The organism is uncultured Roseibium sp. (genome assembly GCF_963675095.2).
Classification (GTDB): domain Bacteria; phylum Pseudomonadota; class Alphaproteobacteria; order Rhizobiales; family Stappiaceae; genus Roseibium.
On the sequence record NZ_CAXXSJ010000068.1, the window covers coordinates 1 to 20,411 of the forward strand.

Consider the following 20,411-nt stretch of genomic DNA (forward strand, 5'->3'; position numbering starts at 1 on the left):
CCTGCGCGCCTTCAAACAGGCTTTCGCCGATGCCCGTCGTGACCTCGTAGCCCTTCTCGTCGAGATGTCGGGTGACCGGGCCGGGGGTCTCGAAGCGGGGCATCTTCAGATTGGCGCCCTTTTCAAGGCCGAATTCCAGCACCACGTTCATCGGGCTTTCGATGGCCGTGCCGCAGACTTCGCCGTCGCCCTGGGCCGCATGGGTGTCGCCGATGGAAAACAGCGCGCCGGCCACTTCGACCGGCAGATAAAGCGTCGTCCCTGCGGCCAGATCGCGGATATCCATGTTGCCGCCGACGCGGCGCGGCGGGGATGACGGAATGGCGGCCGGTCTCCGCCGGCGCAACACCGATGGTGCCCGCGAACGGCTTGAGCGGGACCTTTCCGAACGGGGGAGAAGGCCGCCATGACGGGTTTGTCCCTGTCGTAGGACCAGACATGCAGCGCCGGGTCCTTGAACTGATCGGCCAGAAGTCCGAAGCCCGGGATATTCGCGGTCCAGCCGAAGCCGGAGGGCTTGTACTCCAGGATCTTCACCACCAATGCATCACCGGGTTCGGCCCCGTCCACATGGATCGGGCCGGTGACCGGATTGATCTTGCCCGGATCCATGGCGGCCAGGTCGTTTGCGGTGCTGTCAGAAGTCAGCTGACCGGCGGAACTGTCCATGCATTCGAAATTCCAGCACCGCACCCGGGGCCACCGTTTCGGCCGGGGCAATGGAATTATCCCAGCCGAAGTGATGCTGTGCCGCATGGATCGTGTAGCTCGCGGTTCTGCAATTCACGCACATCTTTCGCCCAAACAGTTTCTTCATTGACGGGACACAGGCCCATGGGCCTGGTCCGGTACTTTACGGCTTGCTCCGACAGGCTCTAGCGTATCTCGGTGCGGGCATGCACATGGGCAATCAGCGCCTGGGCCTGACGCGCGCATTTGTTGTCGACAAGCCAGACAAGAAGTTTTTCCCGGGGCGGCATTTTCCAGCTCTTTCGGCAGAACCTTGACCGACAGTTCGCGCAGATTGCCGTCGAGGGAGACAACCATGCGGCCGTCCTCCGGGGCAAAAGTCTCCGGCAGGGCCAGAGCGTTGTCCCCTTTCGGCCAGTCCATATCGGTGACCCGGACGCCCGGGCCCGCGGACGGAAACAGTCAGAGGCAGCGTCGGGTTCTTGCGCCACAGAACCAGCCCGGAGGCACGGGTACAGCGCGGACCGGAACTGTCTACGCTGACGTCCCAGATGCTGGAGGGGGGCCGCAAACAGATTGACCTTTGCGCTCCTCGACGCGCCGACGACTTCCGTCCGGGCATCGGGATCGCCGAGAAACGTTTTCACCGCATCCCATTGGGCCACTGCAGTCCCCGCCTTCGGCGCCTCTTCCTGAGCTTCGACAGGTCCGGAATAAGGACCGTCAATGACCCGCATGGCGCCGGCCTTCGACAGGATCGTTATACGTGCGCCCTGCTGCAGGGAGATCTGATCCGTCGGATCGAGCTTCTGTCCTGCCTGCAATCCGGCGTCGCCGCTCGTTGCCACAACGATGATTTCCGCCATGGCGGGGCTGGCAAATAGGCTAAAAAGGAGTGCCGTTATCATACTCAGTTTACGCATCGGAACCTCTCCTGGTTCTGTCGATACCGGCCTTGGGAAGACTACTGCCGGTAACAATTGGGGATGTTGCCGTTATTTTTCCGAAAAGACCACTTTTGCGCCGATGGCGCCCTCCTGAAGGCGCTTGAGATGCAATCGTGTCGGCCCGTCTTCGGGTTTGAGTTTCGCTGCCTGTTCGAATTCGGTGATGGCCCCGGCGCTGCCGTCCGTCATGTGCCGGTACGCTTCCAGATAAGACGTCATCCAGGGCGCCGAGGCGTTCTCGGCCGGTATCGGCTCGTAGCAGGTCAGCGGAGCCGCGCGCCCTTTCAGGACGATATCGCCGACCGGCCGGAATGCGACGGTTGTCGCAGTCCTTTCACCACATCCCGGCTGATACAGATCCGGGTTCCGAGATATCGGTTCGCGCCTTCCAGCCGCGCCGCCGTGTTCACCGTGTCGCCAATGCCGGTGTAATCGAAAAAGCGCCGTCCGCCGAAATTTCCGATCACCGCCTCGCCGCGGTGGGACGCCGATGCGCGTCGCCCCGAGCGGGATGCCCCGGTGAACCGCGTCCGCGCGATAGGCCTCGCAGGCGGCGTCCAGCGCCATCGCGAGTTTCACCGCGCGCGCCGACTGGTCGGGCATGTCTTCCGGTGCGCCGAAAAAAACCGACGACGGCGTCGCCGATGATCTTGTCGATCGTCGCCCCGTGCTCTGTCATCAGGTCGCACATCCGGTCTAGATACCCGTTCAGGAGTTCCGCGACCTGATCCGGCGGCAAGGATTCCGACAGGGTCGTGAAGCCTTCCAGATCGGTAAAGAGATAGGTCACGGTCCGTTTCTGGCCGCCGAGCGCCAGGCTGATGTCGCCGCTGGACAGGCGGTTGACGACGGCGGGGCTGACATACCGGGAAAAGGCCGTCTTCAGGAAGGCCCGCTCCGACCGGTCCGCCCGCCAGCGCACGACCGCGAGAAGAAAGGCGCAGACGAGGGCTGCGGCCGGAGGTCCGAGGACCGGGTGGCATGAGGATATCGTTGCTGACCAGAAACCAGACACCGAACGCATAGACGGCAATGGCCCCGGCGAGAAAGAGCGCGAACCGGCCGGGCCGCCGCGTGCGGCCGAATATCAGCGCGACGGCAAGGGCGGCGGCTGCCATCAGGAGCAGCGTTTGCGTCAGGGACAGGGTCCCGATCATGCGGCCGGACAGAACCTGCGCCAGGATATGGGCGTGGATCACGATCCCGGGCAGCGTGCCCGCGGCCGAGCCGGCAATGGAAACAAGCGGCGTCGGGTGGCGGTCGATATTCGGCAGGTCGGTGCCGATGAGAACATATTTTCCGGCAAACCAGTCCGGCGGCAGAAATGCGACGGTTTGCGCCGGATAGCGCGGAAAGGCAGGTGCGCCGTCCTGTTCCGGCGGATGATAGAGGATCCGGCCGGTTACGGGCTTCGGTCCGGTGCCGGCTTCGGCCAGGGCGGCTGTAAACGTCAGGACCGGTTCGCCGCTCCGGTCATGGGGCTGCGGCAGATGGCGCAGGATACCGTCCGTATCGTCGCGTTGAAGAATAACGGACCCATGTTTCCGGCCAGTCACCACCTCCTGAAGATAGGCGTACTGCCGATCCGTCAGCAGCGCCGCCCCTTTCGCCACTGCGAGGATCACGGGACTGGACGCCCGGTCGATCGCATCGAACAAACGGCGGTCCTTGTCCGGGTCGCTCGGGCTGTCGAGCAGGATGTCGAGCCCGATGGCCTTCGGCCCGGCCGCGTCGAGCGTGCTGATCAGGTCCGCGAGGAACCCGCGATCGATGGGCGAACGGTAGGGAAACTGCGCGAGCGTGTCTTCTGTGAGGGTGACGATCACGATGTCATCGCGCTTGGTCGCACTGATATCGGCAAAGCGGAACAGCAACAGATCGCCGATCACCGGATCGAGGCGGGTCGCAAGCGGAAGCGAAATCGCCACGGCCAGGAGGCTGGCGATGAGCGCTATCGTCAGCCGCCGCCATGGGCCGGCCGCGCGCGGAGCATAGGCAGGGGCCTGAACCGCGCGCCCTGTGCGGTCTTCCCGCTCGTCGGCGCGCGCGACCGCAAGATCATTTGGGCGCATCGAACCGTTTCACCTCGGAGCGTGTGCCGTCCGCGTAGGAGAGCCGAACCGAAATGTATCCTGTGGGCTTCGGAATGGCCGTATAGACGACCGACCCGGGTCCGTTGCTCGGGATCGCATGGGGGTTATCCGGATCGCATGGTCCGATCTCGAAGGTCTTGTCGGGCGTATTCGTATCGACTCCGTAGAGCACCGTGTCGATGGCGCAACGGTAGCTGATCAGCTGCGTGAAATAGACCAGCCGCTTGCCGTTCCAGTCGCGGTAGCTGATCCAGGCGTTGGACAAGCGTTCCAGAATGTCCTTCTGGCCGGCAACCAGGGCGGAACCGGGGCGGAAATTCACCTCGAAGGGACCCTGGGTTTCGCCTCGAATATCCGTGTATTTCACTTCGATATCCGTGTTTCCCGCCGTTCCGGGCAGCTCGAAGCTCGGATAGGGGATCGGCTGGCCGGTGGACGGATCGACCGCACCGTTGACGAAACCGGTGGAGCGGAAATCCCCTCCGGGCAGGCGGACGAAGATTTCCCGCGTGCGGTCGGCAATCGACAGGTTGAGCATCCAGCCCTGGTTGGACCGCATGGGAATGATCTTGACCGGATTGGCGAGCGCCGTCGTGTTCAGGAGCGACAGGGCCGCCAGCCGGGTCTTGGCATCCTCGACCCGTTCGGCCGCCATTTGCTGGTCGATGAAATAGCGCAGGTATTGGCCATTCTCGACGCCCGTCATGAAGCGCTTCAGAAGGTCCAGCTCCTTGGTCTTGTCGGCGAGCGACTGCTGGCCGAGGCGCAACTGGGAATAATCCAGGCTAAGTTCGTACAAGGCGGGTGCGAAATCGGGATAGGCGTCGATGAAGGCGCTCAGGCGGCGTACACGCTCGTCGCGGTCCTCCAGCATGATTTCCGCAAACAGGGTGGTCGGATCACGCCGGCCCTGGGACAGAGCCCTGTAGACCTCACGTGCGCCGGCGCGGCCTTCCTGGACTTTCAGCACGGCCTGGAAGCGCAGATGCGGATCGACCTGGGGTTCACCGAAGGCGAAATACTTCAGGTAATCCTGCCGGGCTTTCGGATAGTCGCCCTTGATTTCGCGCAGGCGTGCATTGGCATAGAATTCGTGCGGCCGCGTGGGATTCTCCACCAGCAGGGACCGGCTCTGGAGCCTGGCGAACAGCTTTTCGATATCGCCGGTGGCGCCGCTTCCGACCTCACCCAGCCGCTTGCGGGCGAGTTCGGCGAAGGACCCTTGCGGGAACCGGTCCAGATAGGCCTGGATTTCGGCCGTGTCGTTGCTGTCCTTCACGTCGTTCCAGAACTGCAGCTCCAGCTGGATGGCACCGCCGGCGTTCGATCCGCTTGCAACCGTGTTGCCGCCGGCCTGGCCAGCACCCGGAACCAGGACGATATCGGTGGTGAGTGACGAATGATCCCAGGGAACCTGATCGCCGCCGGTCGCCTCGACCACCTGCTGGCGAACGCGCTTGAACACGGCTTCGATCGTCGCACCGGGCACGAGAATTTCCCGGGCGATGGCGGCGCTGTAGGGGCTGTTGATGCCTTGCCCGTCAGTAGCCGTGCTGCCCGGCGCGGTCGCAAAGGAAATGAAACTTCCCCGCGGCGTGCTGGACAGGAGGGTGAAACCGCCCGCGTTTCCGCCCGCAGATCGTTTCAACGCGGTGTTGCGGCAGGCATCGAGGATGACAATGTTCGCGCCGTCATGGGCGTCTTCGACGGCAGACAGGACCCAGTCCACCGAAAGGGCCTCGAATTCCGCGTCGACCTCGTCACGCAGGTCGGCTTTCAGCGGCGCAAGGTAGTTGTGCCCACCGGCCTCGAAGCCATGACCGGAATAGTAGACAGCTGCGACCGAACCGGTCCCGGCCTGCTTGAGCTTGTCGGTAAAGTCGCGAACGGAGCGCTTCATGGTGCGCAGGTCCGCATTCAGGACGAGATCGACGGCAAAGCCCGCGGATTTCAGGCTGTCGGCGATCAAGGCCGCATCATTGGCCGGGTTCTTGAGCGGCGTCAGCGTCTTGCTGCCATAGTCGGCGTTGCCGATGACCAGGGCGAGACGTTCGCCGGCGAGCGCCCTGTCCGACAGGAAACACACCAGGGCCAGGCTTGCGAGGAGACATGCCGCAATGAAAGACGGTTTCCGCGGGGCTGGCATCCTGTTCATGGTCGCTCCAAAATTTGATCGTACCTGATTTGACCTTGTCCGGAGCCTAACATCAACTGCTTCAAATAATATTGCCGCAGGATGAAAGATCCGGATCATCTTGGACGGAGATCTAGCAGCAGCCAGAAAAAAGTGATGTGATTTCCGTCACGTAGTGTCGATTGCCCGCTAAATGTCTCCCCCAGGTCTTTCAGGTACCGGCACAGGGAAATATATTAACATCCAACGGATCCGGAAGCTTAAAGGTCACGGTGTCATGCGCCCGATTGTACCGCCGCCGATTGTCGGACTTGCTGCTGCCGGAGCGCTCTGGTGCGCGGCCACCTATCTGCCTGCCCTGACGATCGCCTTTCCCGGCCGTATCGTTGTGGCGGCGCTTTGTGCGGGAACGGGCGTACTGATCGAGGGGGTCGGGGTTGTCACTTTCTTACTGCGAAAAACAACGGTCAATCCTCTGAGGCCGGAACGGGCCGGAAGCCTTGTCGTCTCCGGTCTCTACCGGATTTCGCGGAACCCGATGTATCTGGGCATGGCCATTCTCCTGACCGGCTGGTCGCTCTATCTCGGCACGATGGCGGCCGTGATGATCCTTCCGGCTTTCGTCTGGCTGCTGACCGAAATCCAGATCAAGCCGGAAGAGGTCGCGCTTGAGTCCGTCTTCGGCGAGGACTATCAATCCTACAAGACCCGCGTCCGCCGCTGGATCTGACCGAACCGGCCTTTCAAGACCAAACCCATTCTCCGGAACCGCCATGTCACCGACAGCAAAGATCCTTCCGGCCCTTTTGAGCGCAGGTTTCATGGCCGGCTGCGTCTCTGTTTCCGCAGGAGGCGCGGTCTTCGGAACACGGTCGACGGTGTCGGGCAATACGGTGCAAACCGAGACGACGGTCAAAAGTGCGTCGGTCGGGGTGGCATTGCCTCCCCAGCCCGAACAAAACGCGCCCTACCCGCAGTGAACCAAATCGCGTACCAGTCGCCCGGTGCGGCTCAGCCCGCGATCTTTATTTCCACGAGTGCCTGGGTCCGGTTTTCGTCGATGTGCCGGATCGCTTGAGCCAGGACGCCGGGCAGGTCCTTGCCGTCGGAGACGGTTGCCGTCCAGGCGCGGCTTGCTTCGGCCACCTTGGTGAAATCCGGGCTAGGCGCAAGGCCGACCAGCGGCATGTCGTTGGATTTCGCCGCATAGCCTTCGGGATAGATATCGACGACCGAATGGCGCACCGCGCCCCATTGGGCGTTGTTCAGCACCAGGATCAGGATCGGCAAGCCAAGGGACTCTGCGATCTGGTGACAGGTCACCGGATTGGAGAACATGTAGGAGCCGTCGCCCATGGTGGCGACGACCAGCCGGTTCCGGTCCGCAAGCTGAATGCCGAGCCCGCAGGGGAACGACCAGCCGAGGCCGCCGGAATGCGGCTCCTGGAACCAGGTGTTGTGTTCCTTGAGATCGAACTGGGCGAGCGGACAGCCGAGCTCGGACAAAACGGTGGCGGGCCGGTTCGCGATCGCATCCGACAGGCATTTCGACACATAGCCCTTGGTCATCGGCGCGCCGCTGCCGGCCTCCGCGGCGGCCAGCGCCTTGTCGAGCGTCGCCTTGGTGCGGGCAAGCACCTTGTCACGGCGGGCGGCGCATTTGGCCGATTGGGCCTCTTGATGCGTCTTCATGGCGTCGGCGAGCGCAAGCACAGCATCGGCGGTGTCCGCCATGATCGTCACGTCGGAGCGGAAATTGCGGACCGGAGACCGGGAATAAAGCGGGTTCTGGCCGATCTGGATGATCTTGCAGTTCGCCGCCGGTTTATGGACGTCCGGGGACCAAGGCGCCAGGCAGTCGAGCACGACGATGGCGTCCGCCTCACTAATGTAAGGCTCGAGATCCGCACCGGCGTTCATGGGATGGAACGTCGGCAGGGCGAGCTGGACCGCCCAATACTGGGAGACAGGAATGGCCCAGGTATCGACCATGTCGGCGAAAGCGGCGAAGGCCTCCGCAGAGCCCGTGCCGCGCTGTGCGACGATCAGCGGGTTTTCCGCCTCCGCCAGGATACGGGCGGCCTCTGCGATCGCTTCGGCATGGACCCCGATCTTGTGGGCGCTCATGGTCGGCGCCGGCTCCAGTTCGGAGACCGGGCACGGCTCGCACAGCACCTCGCGCGGCAGGCTCATGTAGACCGGTCCCTTGGGCAGGGAGGTGGCGACCGCATAGGCGCGGTCGGCCATCTCGGCGACCTGTTCGGGGAAACGCAGTTCGTAGTCCCACTTGGTGGATTCCCGGACCAGCGCGGTCTGGTCGCGCATTTCCTGGCCCCAGCCGATCGGCACGGTGCGAGCGCCAAGGCGGTCGCGTTCGACCACCGGGGTACGGCCGGAAAACAGCAGCATGGGAACGTGGTCGGTCGCGGCGTTGATCGCGCCGATGGCACAGTTCGCCAGTCCGACGTTGGTATGCGCCATGACCGCCTGGGCCTTGCCGGTTGCGAAATAATAACCGTGGGCCATGCCCATGGCGGCGTTCTCATGGGGCATGATCAGGGCTTCGGGCAGATCGATCTGCTTGGCGCGGGCTTCGGCCAGACCCTCGATGATCGGCGGGAAATCGGTTCCCGAGTTGGCGAAAATATAGTCCACACCCAAGGTCTTCAGACGGGCGAGCAGCGCGCCGCCTGCGGTCATGGTGTCTTTTGTCATCGTTTCGTAACCGCCCCTAAACATGGCCCAACGGCCATTTGATTTCTTTCGCGCCGATTAAACTCACAGGACACGGCTGCGCAACCTTCTCTGGATTTTAGCCTGTTGATAGTTTGATTTCAAACCAATTACTCGAATCCTTCCGAGCTCGTCTCCCTCCAGACCTGATCAGGGGCGTTTCAAAGCAATACGGCCTGGCAACGCACTCACCTCGATATCCGCCGAATGCAGCGGTTCCCCGTCGAGATTGATCTGCAGGGGCCGGTCCGCATGGATGGTCAAGGCCGACAGCTGCTTTTTCACCACGGCGCCGCGTAATCCCTCGAGACCGCCCTGAAGAAGTCGGCCCAGCAGATCCGGGACATCGGCTGCCTGGGGAGCGGGAATAATGGTCAGGTCCAGCTTGCCGTCATTGAGATCCGCTTCCGGACACAGCTGAAAACCGCCGCCAGCCTGGCGTCCGTTGCCGATGGCAAGGGCGAGAAAGGCGCCTTCCCAGGAAAAACCGTCGCCCTCGATCCGGCCTTCATGGGCGTTGAGTTCCGCAAACCGGTTCAGGCCGGTAAAAAGATAGGCGGCCCCGCCGAGGGTCTTCTTCAGCCGCGGGTCGGTCTCCGTGGTCACGCTGGCGCCGAAGCCGCCGGTTGCCATGTTGACGAAGGCCCGACCGTTGACCACACCGATGTCGGTCGGCTTTGCCTCCGCTTCGGCCGCGGTCTTCAGGCAACCGGTGAGATCCCGTGGGTCCAGCCCCATGCCGGTTGCAAAATCGTTCGCGGTTCCAAGAGGCAGGACGGCCAGGGCAAACGGCGGTTTTTCATCCTCCGGCAATTCTGCATGCAGCGTGGCGACGACCTCGTTCACGGTGCCGTCGCCGCCACCGGCCACCAGGCAATCGATCCCGTCATCAGCCGCCTGGGCGAGCGCCTCGCGGGTCAGGCGCTCGGTATCTCCCTCTTCCCAGGTCACCCGCACAGACACGTCATGGCCGGCATCGCGCAGATGACCGACCGCGGCGCGGACGTCTTCGCGTTGCGCGGACTTTCCGTTGAGAACGAGACGCAGGTGGCTTCCGCTCATTTCAGGTTCCTCAAAAGGCAGGGTCACGCCTCATTACATAGGTCTAACCCGGCAACATTTCTTCCCGATCGGCTCGTGCAGCCCGGGCCTCTTCCATCAGCCAGCCCCGAAAGGCACGGACCACGGGGCGCAGGGTGCGGTTTTCGGGATAAACAAAATGATAGGCCGTCTCCTGCGGCATGGGCATGTCAAACAGACGAACCAGCCGGCCGGAGGAAAGTTCCTCCTCGATGAAGAATTTCGGAATGAGCGCGGCGCCGGCATGATGCACGGCAGCTTCCGAGATCATGACGAATTGTTCGAAACGCGCGCCTTGGAAGGCCGCATCTGTCTCCACGCCGGCAGTGTCGAACCACTGCCGCCAGGCAAGTGGTCGCGTCGCCAGTTGCAGGCGCGGCACATTCGCAAGATCCACCGGCTTGCGGATGCCATGGCGGTCGCGGAACGCCCGCGATGCGACCGGCACCACCTCTTCGGGAAACAGCGGCTCTGCAATGGCCCCGGCCCAGACCGGATCGCCGTGATGGATCGCGCCGTCGAACGGCTCGTCATCGAAATCGAAAGGCTGCAGGCGGACGCTCAGGTTCAGGCCGGCACTCGGATAGCGGCGCTGGAATTCCGCCAGGCGCGGGGCTAGCCATCGGGTGCCGAATGTGGGCAAAACCGCGAGATTGAGCACATCCTCGCTGCCCGCATAGGACATGACCTGACGGGTCGCTGTCGTCATCTGCTCCAGGGCGCCGCGAATATCATGAAGGTAAAGCCGGCCCGCATCGGTGAGTACGATCCGCTGCCGGACCCGGCGAAACAACTCGACCCCGAGCCGGTCCTCCAGATGGCGTACCTGTTTGGAAACCGCGCCTTGGGTCAGGTGCAATTCCTCGGCCGCGCGGGTAAAACTCAAATGGCGCGCGGCACATTCGAAGGCGATCAGGGCATCGGCCGGCGGCAGAAAGGCGCGTTTCATGTACTCGGCATCCGGGACAAGGGTAGTTCATTCCAATTCGGCATGAACAATGGAGGAGAAATCGCTTTTCCGCAATTGCCGGCCGGGGCAGATTGTGCCGAATTTGACGAGACGCCGCGTGATTGCGGAAGGTATAGTGATCAGAACAGGCCCGGCAGGCGGGCTGGAGGAGAGACCCCATGAATGCTCCGGTAAAAGGAAAGGCCTCCCCGGCGGGCGGCGGCGTGTTTGACTGGCAAGACCCGTTCATGATGCGCGATCAGCTGAACGAAGACGAAGTGCTGATCATGGAAACCGCGCATGCCTTTGCGCAGGAAAAGCTCCAGCCGCGCGTGATCGACGCCTACCGGGAAGAAAAGACCGACCGGGAAATCTTTAACGAGATGGGTGAACTCGGCCTCCTCGGCATTACCCTGCCGGAAGACTATGGCTGTGCGGCCGCATCCTATGTCGCCTACGGCCTTGTCGCCCGTGAAGTCGAACGGGTCGATTCCGGCTATCGCTCGATGATGAGCGTTCAGTCCTCGCTGGTCATGCACCCGATTTATGCCTACGGCAGCGAGGAGCAGCGGAAAAAATACCTGCCGAAGCTGGCGACCGGCGAATGGGTCGGATGTTTCGGCCTGACCGAGCCGGATGCCGGTTCCGATCCGGCGGGCATGCGTACCCGCGCCGAGAAAATCGACGGCGGTTACAAGCTGACCGGCTCTAAGATGTGGATCTCCAACTCCCCGATCGCCGACGTGTTCGTGGTCTGGGCCAAGTCGGAAGCCCATGACGGCGCCATTCGCGGCTTCGTTCTGGAAAAAGGCATGAAGGGCCTCTCGGCTCCGAAGATCGGCGGCAAGCTCTCTTTGCGTGCCTCGATCACCGGCGAAATCGTCATGGACAACGTGGAAGTCCCCGAAGACGCACTCCTGCCGAATGTCTCCGGTCTGAAGGGCCCGTTCGGCTGCCTCAACCGCGCCCGTTACGGCATCGCCTGGGGCGCCATGGGCGCTGCCGAAGACTGCTGGATGCGCGCACGCCAGTACGGCCTGGAGCGCGAACAGTTCGGCCGGCCGCTGGCGCAGACGCAGCTTTTCCAGAAGAAGCTTGCCGACATGCAGACGGAAATCTCGCTCGGTCTGCAGGCCACCCTGCGCGTCGGCCGCCTGTTCGACGACGGCAAGGTCGCGCCGGAGATGATTTCCATCATCAAGCGCAACAACTGCGGCAAGGCGCTCGACATCGCCCGTCAGGCTCGGGACATGCACGGCGGCAACGGCATTCAGGAAGAATACCACGTCATGCGCCACGCCCAGAACCTGGAGACGGTCAACACCTACGAAGGCACGCATGACGTCCATGCGCTGATCCTCGGCCGGGCACAGACCGGCCTGCAGGCTTTCTTTTAAGCGCAACACACTCTCAATCGAGCCGGAGGCTTCTGCCTCCGGCCTTTTCCTGGCGGTGCCGGATGGCTCACTCGACTGCAGACGTCGCTATCATCGGCGGAGCCGTGACGGGTTCTTCCATCGCCTGCCAGCTTGCAAGCCGAGACGACTTTTCCGGCCGGATCGTCGTGATCGAGGCCGACCCGTCCTACCAGGTCTGTGCCTCGGCCCGGTCCGCCGCCTCAATCCGGCAGCAGTTTTCCAGCGCGATCAATATCGAGATCTCCCTGTTCGGCATTCAGTTCCTGCGCGAGATCGGCGACCGGCTCGCGGTCAACGGCGACCGGCCGGCGATTGATCTCAACGAGGGCGGTTATCTGTTTCTCGCCACGCCGGACAAGCAGGACATTCTCGCCGAAAACCATGCCCTGCAGACCCGGCTCGGCGCCGATATCGGCTGGCTCGACATCGAGGGCTTGAAGGCAAAATTCCCCTGGCTCCATGTCGACGACCTTGCCGGCGGCTGCCACGGACTGACCGGTGAAGGCTGGTTCGACGGCTACGGCCTGATGCAGGCCTTTCGCAAGAAGGCCCGCTCGCTCGGCGTCGACTACATTGCCGCAAAGGCGGAAGATCTTTCCCGGGATGGTTCCGGCTGGCGGGTCACCCTGTCGACCGGCGAGAGCCTGTCGGTGGCAACGGTCGTCAACACGGCCGGCGCATCGGGCGGGGCGGAGATCTGCCGCAAGGCCGGGCTCGATATCCCGATCCACAGCCGGAAACGCTGCGTTTTCACCTTCGAATGCCGCGACGCTCTTCCCCGGTTTCCGCTGCTGATCGATCCGAACGGTACCTATGTCCGACCGGAAGGCACCAGCTACATCTGTGGTTCCGCGCCCGATGAGGCCAACGATCCGGACTGCGACGACTTCGAGGTCGATTACGCGCTATTCGAGGAGCATATCTGGCCGACATTGGCCGCCCGCGTCCCGGCTTTCGAGGCGATCCGGCCGGGGGCTGCCTGGGCCGGCTGCTATGACATGAACCTCTTCGACCACAACGCCTTCGTCGGCGCCGTTCCGGGGATTGACGGATTTTATCTGGCGCTCGGATTTTCCGGTCACGGCCTGCAGCAGTCGCCGGCAGTCGGCCGTGGGATGGCAGAGCTGATCGCCTGCGGCCGCTATGAAACGCTCGATCTCACACCGCTTTCCATCGAACGGTTTGGGCAGAACAAGCCCCTGATTGAACGCAACGTCGTCTGAGGACGCCTAATCCCCGTCAGGGCGGTTAGAGCCTTTCCCGGTTAGATTGAAGCATTCTGTTTGTCGTCCGGCGAGGCGATCTGTGCGGAGGGACGAGAAGCCCATAGCGGGGCTATGGGCAAGCGGCCCGACAATACAGGCGTCCGCCGGACGGAAACCCGCCGCGTTGTTTGCCTTCGGCAAACACGCCGCAGCTCAAATTACGGATCATTCGAACCGCGGATGCGGTGCGAATGAGAGGGGGCCGGGCCGGTTTGGCCCAATGCCTTCGGGCTTCGCCTCGACCGTGCAGTCAGCACGGCCTTCGCCAAATCCCTCGACCTTGAACCAAACCGGCTCCGGCAGAATGCTTCAATCTAACCGGGAAAGGCTCTAGTAGACCGCCGCTTCGGTGTCGGAAGGCTGCTCCGCCGGATCCGGTTCAAATCCCTCCGCCCATTCGCTCACCCGGCCCAACCCTTGAGCCAGAAGCGTTTTCAGGCGGGCAGATCCGGTCCGGTCCGGCTCGAAGGGCGGCGATTCATGGCGCAGATACGCCCTTTGCGCGATGACCAGCGTCATCGCATGGACCCCGATATCGGGCAGACCGTAGGTCCGGGTGATGTAGCCGCCGCGGAAAACGTCATCGACGGCCACGGTTATGCCGTCCACGCCCTGGAACGTGGCGGCGAACGTGCGGGCCAGATCGGGATGGCAGGCCGTCTGCTCCGCCGTGCCCAGATTGAGCACCGCGAGTTCCTGGTCGATATAGCCCTTGATCTTTGAGCGAACCGACCGGCAGTCGATCAGGACCACCGTCTCGTGGATCTTTTTCAGCCGCTCCACCTCGCGGCGAAGGGCGTCGTGAAAAGGGTAGTAGAACAGAAGCGCGCGTTGCTCCGTCTCGGTTGGCCCCGGTTCCTCGTCGAGCTGGTAGATCCGCTTGTTGTCCAGGGTGGTCACCGGACACAGGGCGTTCAGCGGATCGGTCTCGGGATCCTGCTGCAATTCGGGAGGCTGGTCCACGTCGATCACGTAACGCGAGGCGGTGGAGCGCAGCAAGGTTGCATCCAGGCCTGAAGCCACGTCGAGAATCGTTTCCAGCCGCCAGGAAATATCAGTCTGCAGCCGACCCGTAGCGTTCATCCGGTTTTCAATCGCCGGTGGTATCTGCGTCCCGCTGTGCGGCAGGCAGAGGATCAAAGGACTTTCACCTTTATCGACCAGAATCATGCTTTTACGCCAATACGGGAGACTCAAACAGAACTGCAGTTTGAGTCTCTTACCCAACGGAAACAAGACAATTGGCCGCCTGCCCACGAAAAATTTGTGCGCTGCATGGTTGAAGCTTCTGAACGGAGGCAGGCGTCCAGCCGGAATCGGAGAGATCAGGCTCCTGTCGTTATGACAAATCGGACGCCAATGCTCCATTGCCCGCAATTTTAAGCTGTTGATTATTTGCCGATATGGGCTGCCCTGTCAGGTTTTCCGCTACAGTAGTCATGACCTGGTCGAACGGCGTCGTCCGCAAATCCGGCAGGACCAGAGCTAATTTGCTGCCGTCGACCCGGTGCGGCACCTTCCACAGATAGGCCATCTCGGTGACCTCGCGCATGAGCGGACTGAACAGCCCTCCGACCCGCAGCAACGGCCACGGCATGCCCCTGACCTTCAGGTTCCGGCCCACGGCCTGTTCCGCCGCCGCGATCAGCTCGCAGCCCGTCAGGGCAAAACCAGGAAAGCCGAATTCCTCGAAATCGGCAAACTGGTCGCGTTTCTCGGCCAGCCCCGCCATCGCTGCGGCCATGTCGGGCAGATAGGCCCAGGCATGAACCCGGTCCAGCGGGCCGGGATACATGATCTTTCCCTTCGGCAGGTCGGCGAGAATATAGTCTTCCAGCCAGTTGCCGGTCTTTCTGCCGTCAATGAAATCGCCGGCCCGAAGGAGAATGGTGCGGATGCCGCACCCGGCGTAGCTGCGTTCCATCTCTTCGCGCAAATGCCCCTTGCGGGTCGTCGGCCGATGGGGCGTTTCCTCGCTCAGGACGGACGGCATGCCGGCGCCGTAATTGTAGACGTTTCCAGGCAGCATCACCGTTGCACCCGACCGCCATGCCGCGGCGATCACGTTCCTTGTGAACACTGGAAGATCCCGCCGCCACAACGGATAGGGCGGATTGAGCGCGTTGACGATCACGTCACAGCCTTCGGCGGCCCTGATGACACTACCGCGGTCGTGCGCGTCCCCGGTCATCCACTCGTGCGCGTCCGCCGAGCGCGGTTCGGGCATCGACCGGGAAAAGCCACGAACCGTCCATCCAGCGGTCCTGAAGGCAGTCATCGCCGCGCGGCCGAACCGGCCGGTTGCTCCGAGAACCACAATTTTCTTCTGCATGAGCCTGTCCTTTCCTGATGATGAAATCATGAGACGGGATATGCCTCATTCATAATCGGAAGAAAATTTGCTATTTTCAAACATAGGATATTCGTTTTTGAATAGGCTAGGTTCTCAAGATGAAACCACCTCTCGACTGGAGCTTACTGCAATCCTTTGCCGTGGTCGCGTCGAGCGGCTCCCTGTCCGCCGCAGCACGCAAACTCGGCAGCAGCCAGCCGACGCTCAGCCGGCATATCGCGGCCCTGGAAATGCAGACCGAAACCAGGCTGTTCGTACGGACACCCGGCGGACTGGACCTGACGGAGGCCGGCGCCGAACTTTATGATTATGCGCTCAGGATGGCGGATGCCGCGGAAGACCTGCGGCTGGCGCGCGAAGGCCGCGCCCAGACGCTTGCCGGAACGGTCCGGCTGACCGCCAGCGCGATCATGGCGACCTACGTTCTGCCCGACATCCTGACCGCCCTGCGGCGGGAGGAGCCGGCGATCGACATCGAGCTGGTCGCCTCGGATCGCACAGAGAACCTGCTGCAGCGGGAAGCAGATATCGCCGTTCGCATGTACCGGCCTGCCCAGGTCGACGTGATTACCCGCAAGATCACAGAGCTCAGCTCCGGCGCCTTCGCGACACCGGGTTACCTGGAGGCCCGCGGCATTCCCGAAACGATCGAGGACCTGCGAACCCATGACGTTGTCGGTTACGACCGTAGCGATCTCATCATCAAGGGGTTCGAGGCGGTCGGCTTCAAGGTCGGCCGCGGGTTTTTCCCGTTCCGCTCGGACAACCAGGTGGTCTGCTGGCAAATGGTGGTGGCCGGTTACGGCATCGGCTTTGTACTGAACGTCGTCGGCTCGGCCGAACCGGCCGTGGTCCCGATCCTGACGAGAACGAAGGTCCCGAAACTGTCGGTCTGGCTGACCGCCCATCGGGAACTCAAGGTCAGCCGGCGCGTGCGGCGGGTCTACGATTTTCTGGCGGACCGGCTGGAGCGGCTGGAAACAGGGCCATCCGCTTAGACCCGCAGGCGCTATACCTGGGTCCGATTGGGCATCTGTCCGATTGAACATCTTTCCGTTTGGCGGACAATGCGCAGCGATTTATACAATTGGAACCGGATGCAAATCCCACCCCTTTCGTTCACCGCCCAAGGATCCCCTTCAAATGACTCTGCGAAACGGCAAGGAATTCCTCATGATTCCGGGTCCGACCAATGTGCCGGACGAGGTCCTGCGCGCCATGCACCGGCCTGCCGTGGATATTTATGAAGGCCCGCTGCTGGAGACGACGGATGTCTGCCTCAAGGGCCTGAAGGCGCTCTTTCGCACCGAGCACCAGACCTACATCTATGCGGCGAACGGTCATGGCGCCTGGGATGCGGCTTTGACGAATACATTGAGCCGCGGCGACAAGGTCCTCGTTCTGGAATCCGGCCGCTTTGCGATTGGCTGGGGTGAGGCCGGTGGAATTGCCGGTCTCGAAACGGAAGTACTTGCCGGCGACTGGAAAAAGGCGGTCGACCCGGCCGCCGTCGAAGCGCGTCTCAAGCAGGACGCCGCGGGCGAGATCAAGGCGGTCCTGGTGGTTCAGGTCGATACCGCGTCGGGCGCCTGGAACGACATCAAGGCGATCCGCAAGGCCATGGATGCCGCCAACCACGGCGCCCTCCTGATGGTCGACACGATCGCGTCTCTGGGCTGCTTGCCGTTTGAAATGGACGTCTGGGGGGTGGACGTCACCCTGACCGGATCGCAGAAGGGCCTGATGACACCGCCGGGGCTTTCCTTTGTCGCCGCCGGTCCGAAAGCGATGAAGGCCCACGAAACCGCAGATTTGCGCACCAACTACATGGACTGGACGTTCCGCAACGGCCCCGAGCACTACCAGAAATACTGCGGCACGCCGCCGGAGCACCTGCTGTTCGGGTTCCGCGCGGCCCTGGGACTGATCGAGGCGGAGGGGCTCGAAAATGTCTGGCGCCGGCACGCCCTGCTGGCGGAAGCCACCCGGCGCGCTGTTGCCGTCTGGGCGGAAGGCGGCGCGCTGGAATTCAATATCGACGCTCCGGAGAACAGATCCGACAGCGTCACCGTCGTCCGGTTGAACGGCCATGATCCCGCCGCCCTGCGCAGCTTCACCAAGGAGATCTGCGGCGTCACCATCGGCGGCACCATCGGCGAGCTGAGCGGACAGGGCATCCGGATCGCCCACATGGGCCACTGCAACGGCGTCATGACGCTCGGCACCCTGTCGGCGATCGAGCTCGGACTGGCGAAGCTCGGCATCCCGCACAAGCCGGGCGGCGTTCAGGCGGCGATCAGCTATCTGCAGGACGCGCTTTAAAAAACTTACCGGCTTGAGAGATCTTCAGAGCACCTTTTCAAGCCGGTCGCAGATGGTCTTCAGAACCTCGATACGGGCGTGGCGCTTGTCCTGCGAGGACACCAGGGTCCAGGGAGCATAATGGGTCGACGTACGGTCGACCATATCGCCAGCGGCCACCTCGTACTGCTCCCACTTGAGCCGGTTGCGCCAGTCATCGTCTGTGATCTTGTGCTGCTTGTAGTCCGTTGCCTCGCGCTCCTTGAACCGGCTGAGCTGTTCCCCCTCACTGATCGCGAGCCAGAACTTGCAGACCACGTAGCCGAACTCGGTCAGCTCGGCCTCGAAATCGTTGATTTCGCTATAAGCCCGGAGCCAGTCCGCATGGCCGGCATAGCCTTCCACCCGCTCCACCAGGACGCGCTCGTACCAGGACCGGTCGAAAATCGCGATCTGTCCGCGACGCGGCAGGCGCCGCCAGAACCGCCACAGATAGGGCCGTGCCTTTTCCTCATCCGTCGGCGCCGATATGGGATGGACCTTATAGATGCGCGGATCGAGCGGCTTGATCACCCGCCGGATCGCTCCGCCCTTTCCGGCGGCATCGTTGCCCTGGAACACGAGGATCATGCCTAAGTCCGAGAATGCCTTGCTGTCCGACATGTCGGACAGGCGGGACTGCAGCTTGTCCAGGCGCCTCTCATAGTCCGACTTGCCGAGTTTCGCCGTCAGGTCGACCGCATCCACCGCGGTGTTGCGTTTCAGTCCACCGACGACCGGCGGGGCCGCCACGCTGTGGGGCTCGCCATCGGCCAGCTTGCGCTTCATTTCCCGCGCGACGGTCTGGGCAAGGGCTGCATCCCGGTATTCCGGGTCCTGGGAGGGAATGACGAACCAGGGCGCGTGGCCCTTGCTGGTATCCAGAATGATCCGGTCGCCGACTTCGACGGCCTTGTCGTAGTTTTTGAACGCCGCCCAGTCGGACAGGACATGACGCGCCGCATTTTTCTTGTCGATCTTCTTCAGGCGCCGTTCCTGATCCTTCTTGGGCAGAATGAACCAGAACTTCAGGATCAGGACGTCCTCATTGGCGAGCATTTCCTCGAACCGTTCGATCCGGGTCAGGTCCTTCTCGAATTCATTGTCATCGATCTGGCCATAGATACGCTTGCGGACCGGGTTCTGATACCAGCTGCCGAAAACGATCGCGGTTTCGCCCTTGGCCGGCAGACCCCGCCAATAGCGCCACAAGGGCGGGTGCAGGCGCGCGTCGTCCAGCGGTTCGCCGTAGGCGTTGCAGACCAGATGGCGCGCATCCATCCAGTCGTAGAGCCGGGCGACCGCCTCGCCCTTGCCGGCGCCGTCCAGTCCATCCACGACGATCAGGGTCGAAAAGGTCTTCTTTTCGATCATCTCCAGCTGCGCCGACAGAAGTTCGGAGCGAAGCTGCGGCTTCAGCTTCCGAAATGTCTCCTTGTTCATTTTCTGGGGCAGCTGTGCGGATTCAAACATACGACCGACCTCGAATTCGAAAGACATTCACCATAACCGAGAAACCAAAGGGTCGCAGGCGGGGCTCCGCAATCATTGCCTTTGCTTCCCGTTTTTTCTGTTAAGTCTCGCCGCGCTTGCCTATATGAGTTGCATTCGATGGCAGCCTCGGGCCCGACTCAGCCCAGAAAACGAGCTTTCACTGCGTGACCGACATCCTTGGACAGATCGTTGCCTTCATCGGAGACAACCCCTCTCTCGCAGGACTGATCTGCTTCACCGTGGCCATGGGCGAAGCCCTGTTCATCATCGGCCTGGTGGTTCCGAGCACCGTCGTTCTGGTCGGGGCCGGAACCCTGGTCGGCCTCGGCAAGCTCGACGGCGTTTCGATCTTTATCTGGACGGTCCTCGGCGCGACGGCCGGCGATGCCCTTTCCTACTGGTTCGGGCATTTTTACAAGGACAAGGTCCGCAAGCTCTGGCCTCTGTCGCGCTACTCCAGTCTGATGGACAGGGGAGAGGAATTCTTCCGCGCCCATGGCGGCAAGAGCATCTTCATCGGCCGTTTCGTCCCCGGCGTGAAGTCGGTGGTCCCGGGCATTGCCGGCATGGTCGGCATGAACGCGACCCGGTTTACGATCATCAACGTGACTTCCGCCATTGTCTGGAGCGCCGCCCATCTGGGGCCGGGCATTCTGGCCGGAACCGCGCTGGAAGCGATCGGGCAGATCAGTTCGCGGCTGGCATTCGTCATCGGCGGCCTGTGCGTGATCCTGTTCCTGGCGGTCATGCTGGGCCGCTGGCTGATCCTGATCATCCTCCCCGCTGTTCCCCGGCGCCCATGCGGCAATCGTCAACTGGTTCGCAAAGCGGCCCGGCCGGATGTCGCAATGGATCGCGGCGACCTTCGATCCCGACCATCCGCGCTCTATCGGCATGCTGGTATCGGCGCTCCTG

The 20,411-nt window shown here is 62.5% G+C and carries 15 protein-coding genes and 3 pseudogenes; 7 read left to right on the plus strand and 11 right to left on the minus strand.

What is annotated here, in order from left to right; genetic code table 11:
- From ABIN98_RS26300 to ABIN98_RS26320, 5 genes and pseudogenes are all read right to left on the minus strand, one after another.
- Positions 1-793 (minus strand): annotated as a pseudogene (locus tag ABIN98_RS26300) (acetamidase/formamidase family protein); the annotation flags it as partial.
- A gap of 892 nt (positions 794-1,685) precedes the next feature.
- On the minus strand, positions 1,686-2,240 hold the full coding sequence (locus ABIN98_RS26305) for a hypothetical protein (protein WP_346914765.1): 555 nt from the start codon (positions 2,238-2,240) through the stop codon (positions 1,686-1,688).
- 91 nt (positions 2,241-2,331) lie between these two features.
- Positions 2,332-2,661, minus strand: a pseudogene (locus ABIN98_RS26310) (adenylate/guanylate cyclase domain-containing protein); the annotation flags it as partial.
- 88 nt (positions 2,662-2,749) lie between these two features.
- A pseudogene (locus ABIN98_RS26315) lies at positions 2,750-3,709 on the minus strand (CHASE2 domain-containing protein); the annotation flags it as partial.
- Positions 3,696-5,885 carry a caspase family protein gene (locus ABIN98_RS26320; RefSeq protein ID WP_346914769.1) on the minus strand — a complete coding sequence of 730 codons (2,190 nt, stop codon included), beginning with the start codon at positions 5,883-5,885 and terminating at the stop codon, positions 3,696-3,698. The pseudogene ABIN98_RS26315 and the gene ABIN98_RS26320, both read right to left, overlap by 14 nt.
- Positions 5,886-6,141: 256 nt before the next feature.
- On the opposite strand from ABIN98_RS26320, the gene ABIN98_RS26325 reads away from it, so the two are divergent.
- Both ABIN98_RS26325 and ABIN98_RS26330 read left to right on the plus strand, forming a co-directional pair.
- The gene (locus ABIN98_RS26325; protein ID WP_346914771.1) at positions 6,142-6,594 is read left to right on the plus strand and encodes an isoprenylcysteine carboxylmethyltransferase family protein; all 453 of its coding nucleotides are present in this window, start codon (positions 6,142-6,144) and stop codon (positions 6,592-6,594) included.
- A gap of 43 nt (positions 6,595-6,637) precedes the next feature.
- A complete protein-coding gene (locus ABIN98_RS26330; protein WP_346914773.1) occupies positions 6,638-6,844 on the plus strand; it encodes a hypothetical protein in 207 nt (68 codons plus the stop codon).
- A 31-nt stretch (positions 6,845-6,875) separates the two neighbouring features.
- On the opposite strand, the gene ABIN98_RS26335 is transcribed toward ABIN98_RS26330, so the two are convergent.
- The 3 genes from ABIN98_RS26335 to ABIN98_RS26345 all read right to left on the minus strand — a co-directional run bounded on the left by ABIN98_RS26335 (position 6,876) and on the right by ABIN98_RS26345 (position 10,626).
- Positions 6,876-8,579, minus strand: coding sequence for a thiamine pyrophosphate-requiring protein (locus ABIN98_RS26335; protein ID WP_346914775.1), 1,704 nt, complete (start codon positions 8,577-8,579; stop codon positions 6,876-6,878).
- 168 nt (positions 8,580-8,747) lie between these two features.
- The gene (gene yegS, locus ABIN98_RS26340; protein ID WP_346914777.1) at positions 8,748-9,659 is read right to left on the minus strand and encodes a lipid kinase YegS; all 912 of its coding nucleotides are present in this window, start codon (positions 9,657-9,659) and stop codon (positions 8,748-8,750) included.
- A 43-nt stretch (positions 9,660-9,702) separates the two neighbouring features.
- On the minus strand, positions 9,703-10,626 hold the full coding sequence (locus ABIN98_RS26345; protein WP_346914779.1) for a LysR substrate-binding domain-containing protein: 924 nt from the start codon (positions 10,624-10,626) through the stop codon (positions 9,703-9,705).
- A 179-nt stretch (positions 10,627-10,805) separates the two neighbouring features.
- Here ABIN98_RS26345 and ABIN98_RS26350 point away from each other — a divergent pair, with 179 nt between their 5' ends.
- Together ABIN98_RS26350 and ABIN98_RS26355 are read left to right on the plus strand one after the other, a co-directional pair.
- A complete protein-coding gene (locus ABIN98_RS26350) occupies positions 10,806-12,023 on the plus strand; it encodes an acyl-CoA dehydrogenase (protein WP_346914781.1) in 1,218 nt (405 codons plus the stop codon).
- Between the two features lie 62 nt (positions 12,024-12,085).
- Positions 12,086-13,267 (plus strand): FAD-binding oxidoreductase, encoded by a 1,182-nt coding sequence (locus ABIN98_RS26355; protein WP_346914783.1) that lies wholly within the window; start codon positions 12,086-12,088, stop codon positions 13,265-13,267.
- Positions 13,268-13,639: 372 nt separating this feature from the next.
- Here ABIN98_RS26355 and ABIN98_RS26360 read toward each other — a convergent pair whose 3' ends face one another.
- Complete coding sequence (locus ABIN98_RS26360) at positions 13,640-14,479, minus strand: N-formylglutamate amidohydrolase (RefSeq protein WP_394701631.1); 840 nt, start codon at positions 14,477-14,479, stop codon at positions 13,640-13,642.
- A 169-nt stretch (positions 14,480-14,648) separates the two neighbouring features.
- On the minus strand, positions 14,649-15,641 hold the full coding sequence (locus ABIN98_RS26365) for an NAD-dependent epimerase/dehydratase family protein (RefSeq protein WP_346914787.1): 993 nt from the start codon (positions 15,639-15,641) through the stop codon (positions 14,649-14,651).
- Between the two features lie 119 nt (positions 15,642-15,760).
- Here ABIN98_RS26365 and ABIN98_RS26370 point away from each other — a divergent pair, with 119 nt between their 5' ends.
- Both ABIN98_RS26370 and ABIN98_RS26375 read left to right on the plus strand, forming a co-directional pair.
- On the plus strand, positions 15,761-16,660 hold the full coding sequence (locus ABIN98_RS26370) for a LysR family transcriptional regulator (RefSeq protein WP_346914789.1): 900 nt from the start codon (positions 15,761-15,763) through the stop codon (positions 16,658-16,660).
- A 145-nt stretch (positions 16,661-16,805) separates the two neighbouring features.
- Positions 16,806-17,984 (plus strand): aminotransferase class V-fold PLP-dependent enzyme, encoded by a 1,179-nt coding sequence (locus tag ABIN98_RS26375; RefSeq protein ID WP_346914791.1) that lies wholly within the window; start codon positions 16,806-16,808, stop codon positions 17,982-17,984.
- Between the two features lie 24 nt (positions 17,985-18,008).
- On the opposite strand, the gene pap is transcribed toward ABIN98_RS26375, so the two are convergent.
- Positions 18,009-19,502 carry a polyphosphate:AMP phosphotransferase gene (pap, locus tag ABIN98_RS26380; protein ID WP_346914793.1) on the minus strand — a complete coding sequence of 498 codons (1,494 nt, stop codon included), beginning with the start codon at positions 19,500-19,502 and terminating at the stop codon, positions 18,009-18,011.
- A 158-nt stretch (positions 19,503-19,660) separates the two neighbouring features.
- Here pap and ABIN98_RS26385 point away from each other — a divergent pair.
- On the plus strand, positions 19,661-20,411 hold a 751-nt coding region (locus ABIN98_RS26385; protein ID WP_346914795.1), incomplete at its 3' end, for a DedA family protein.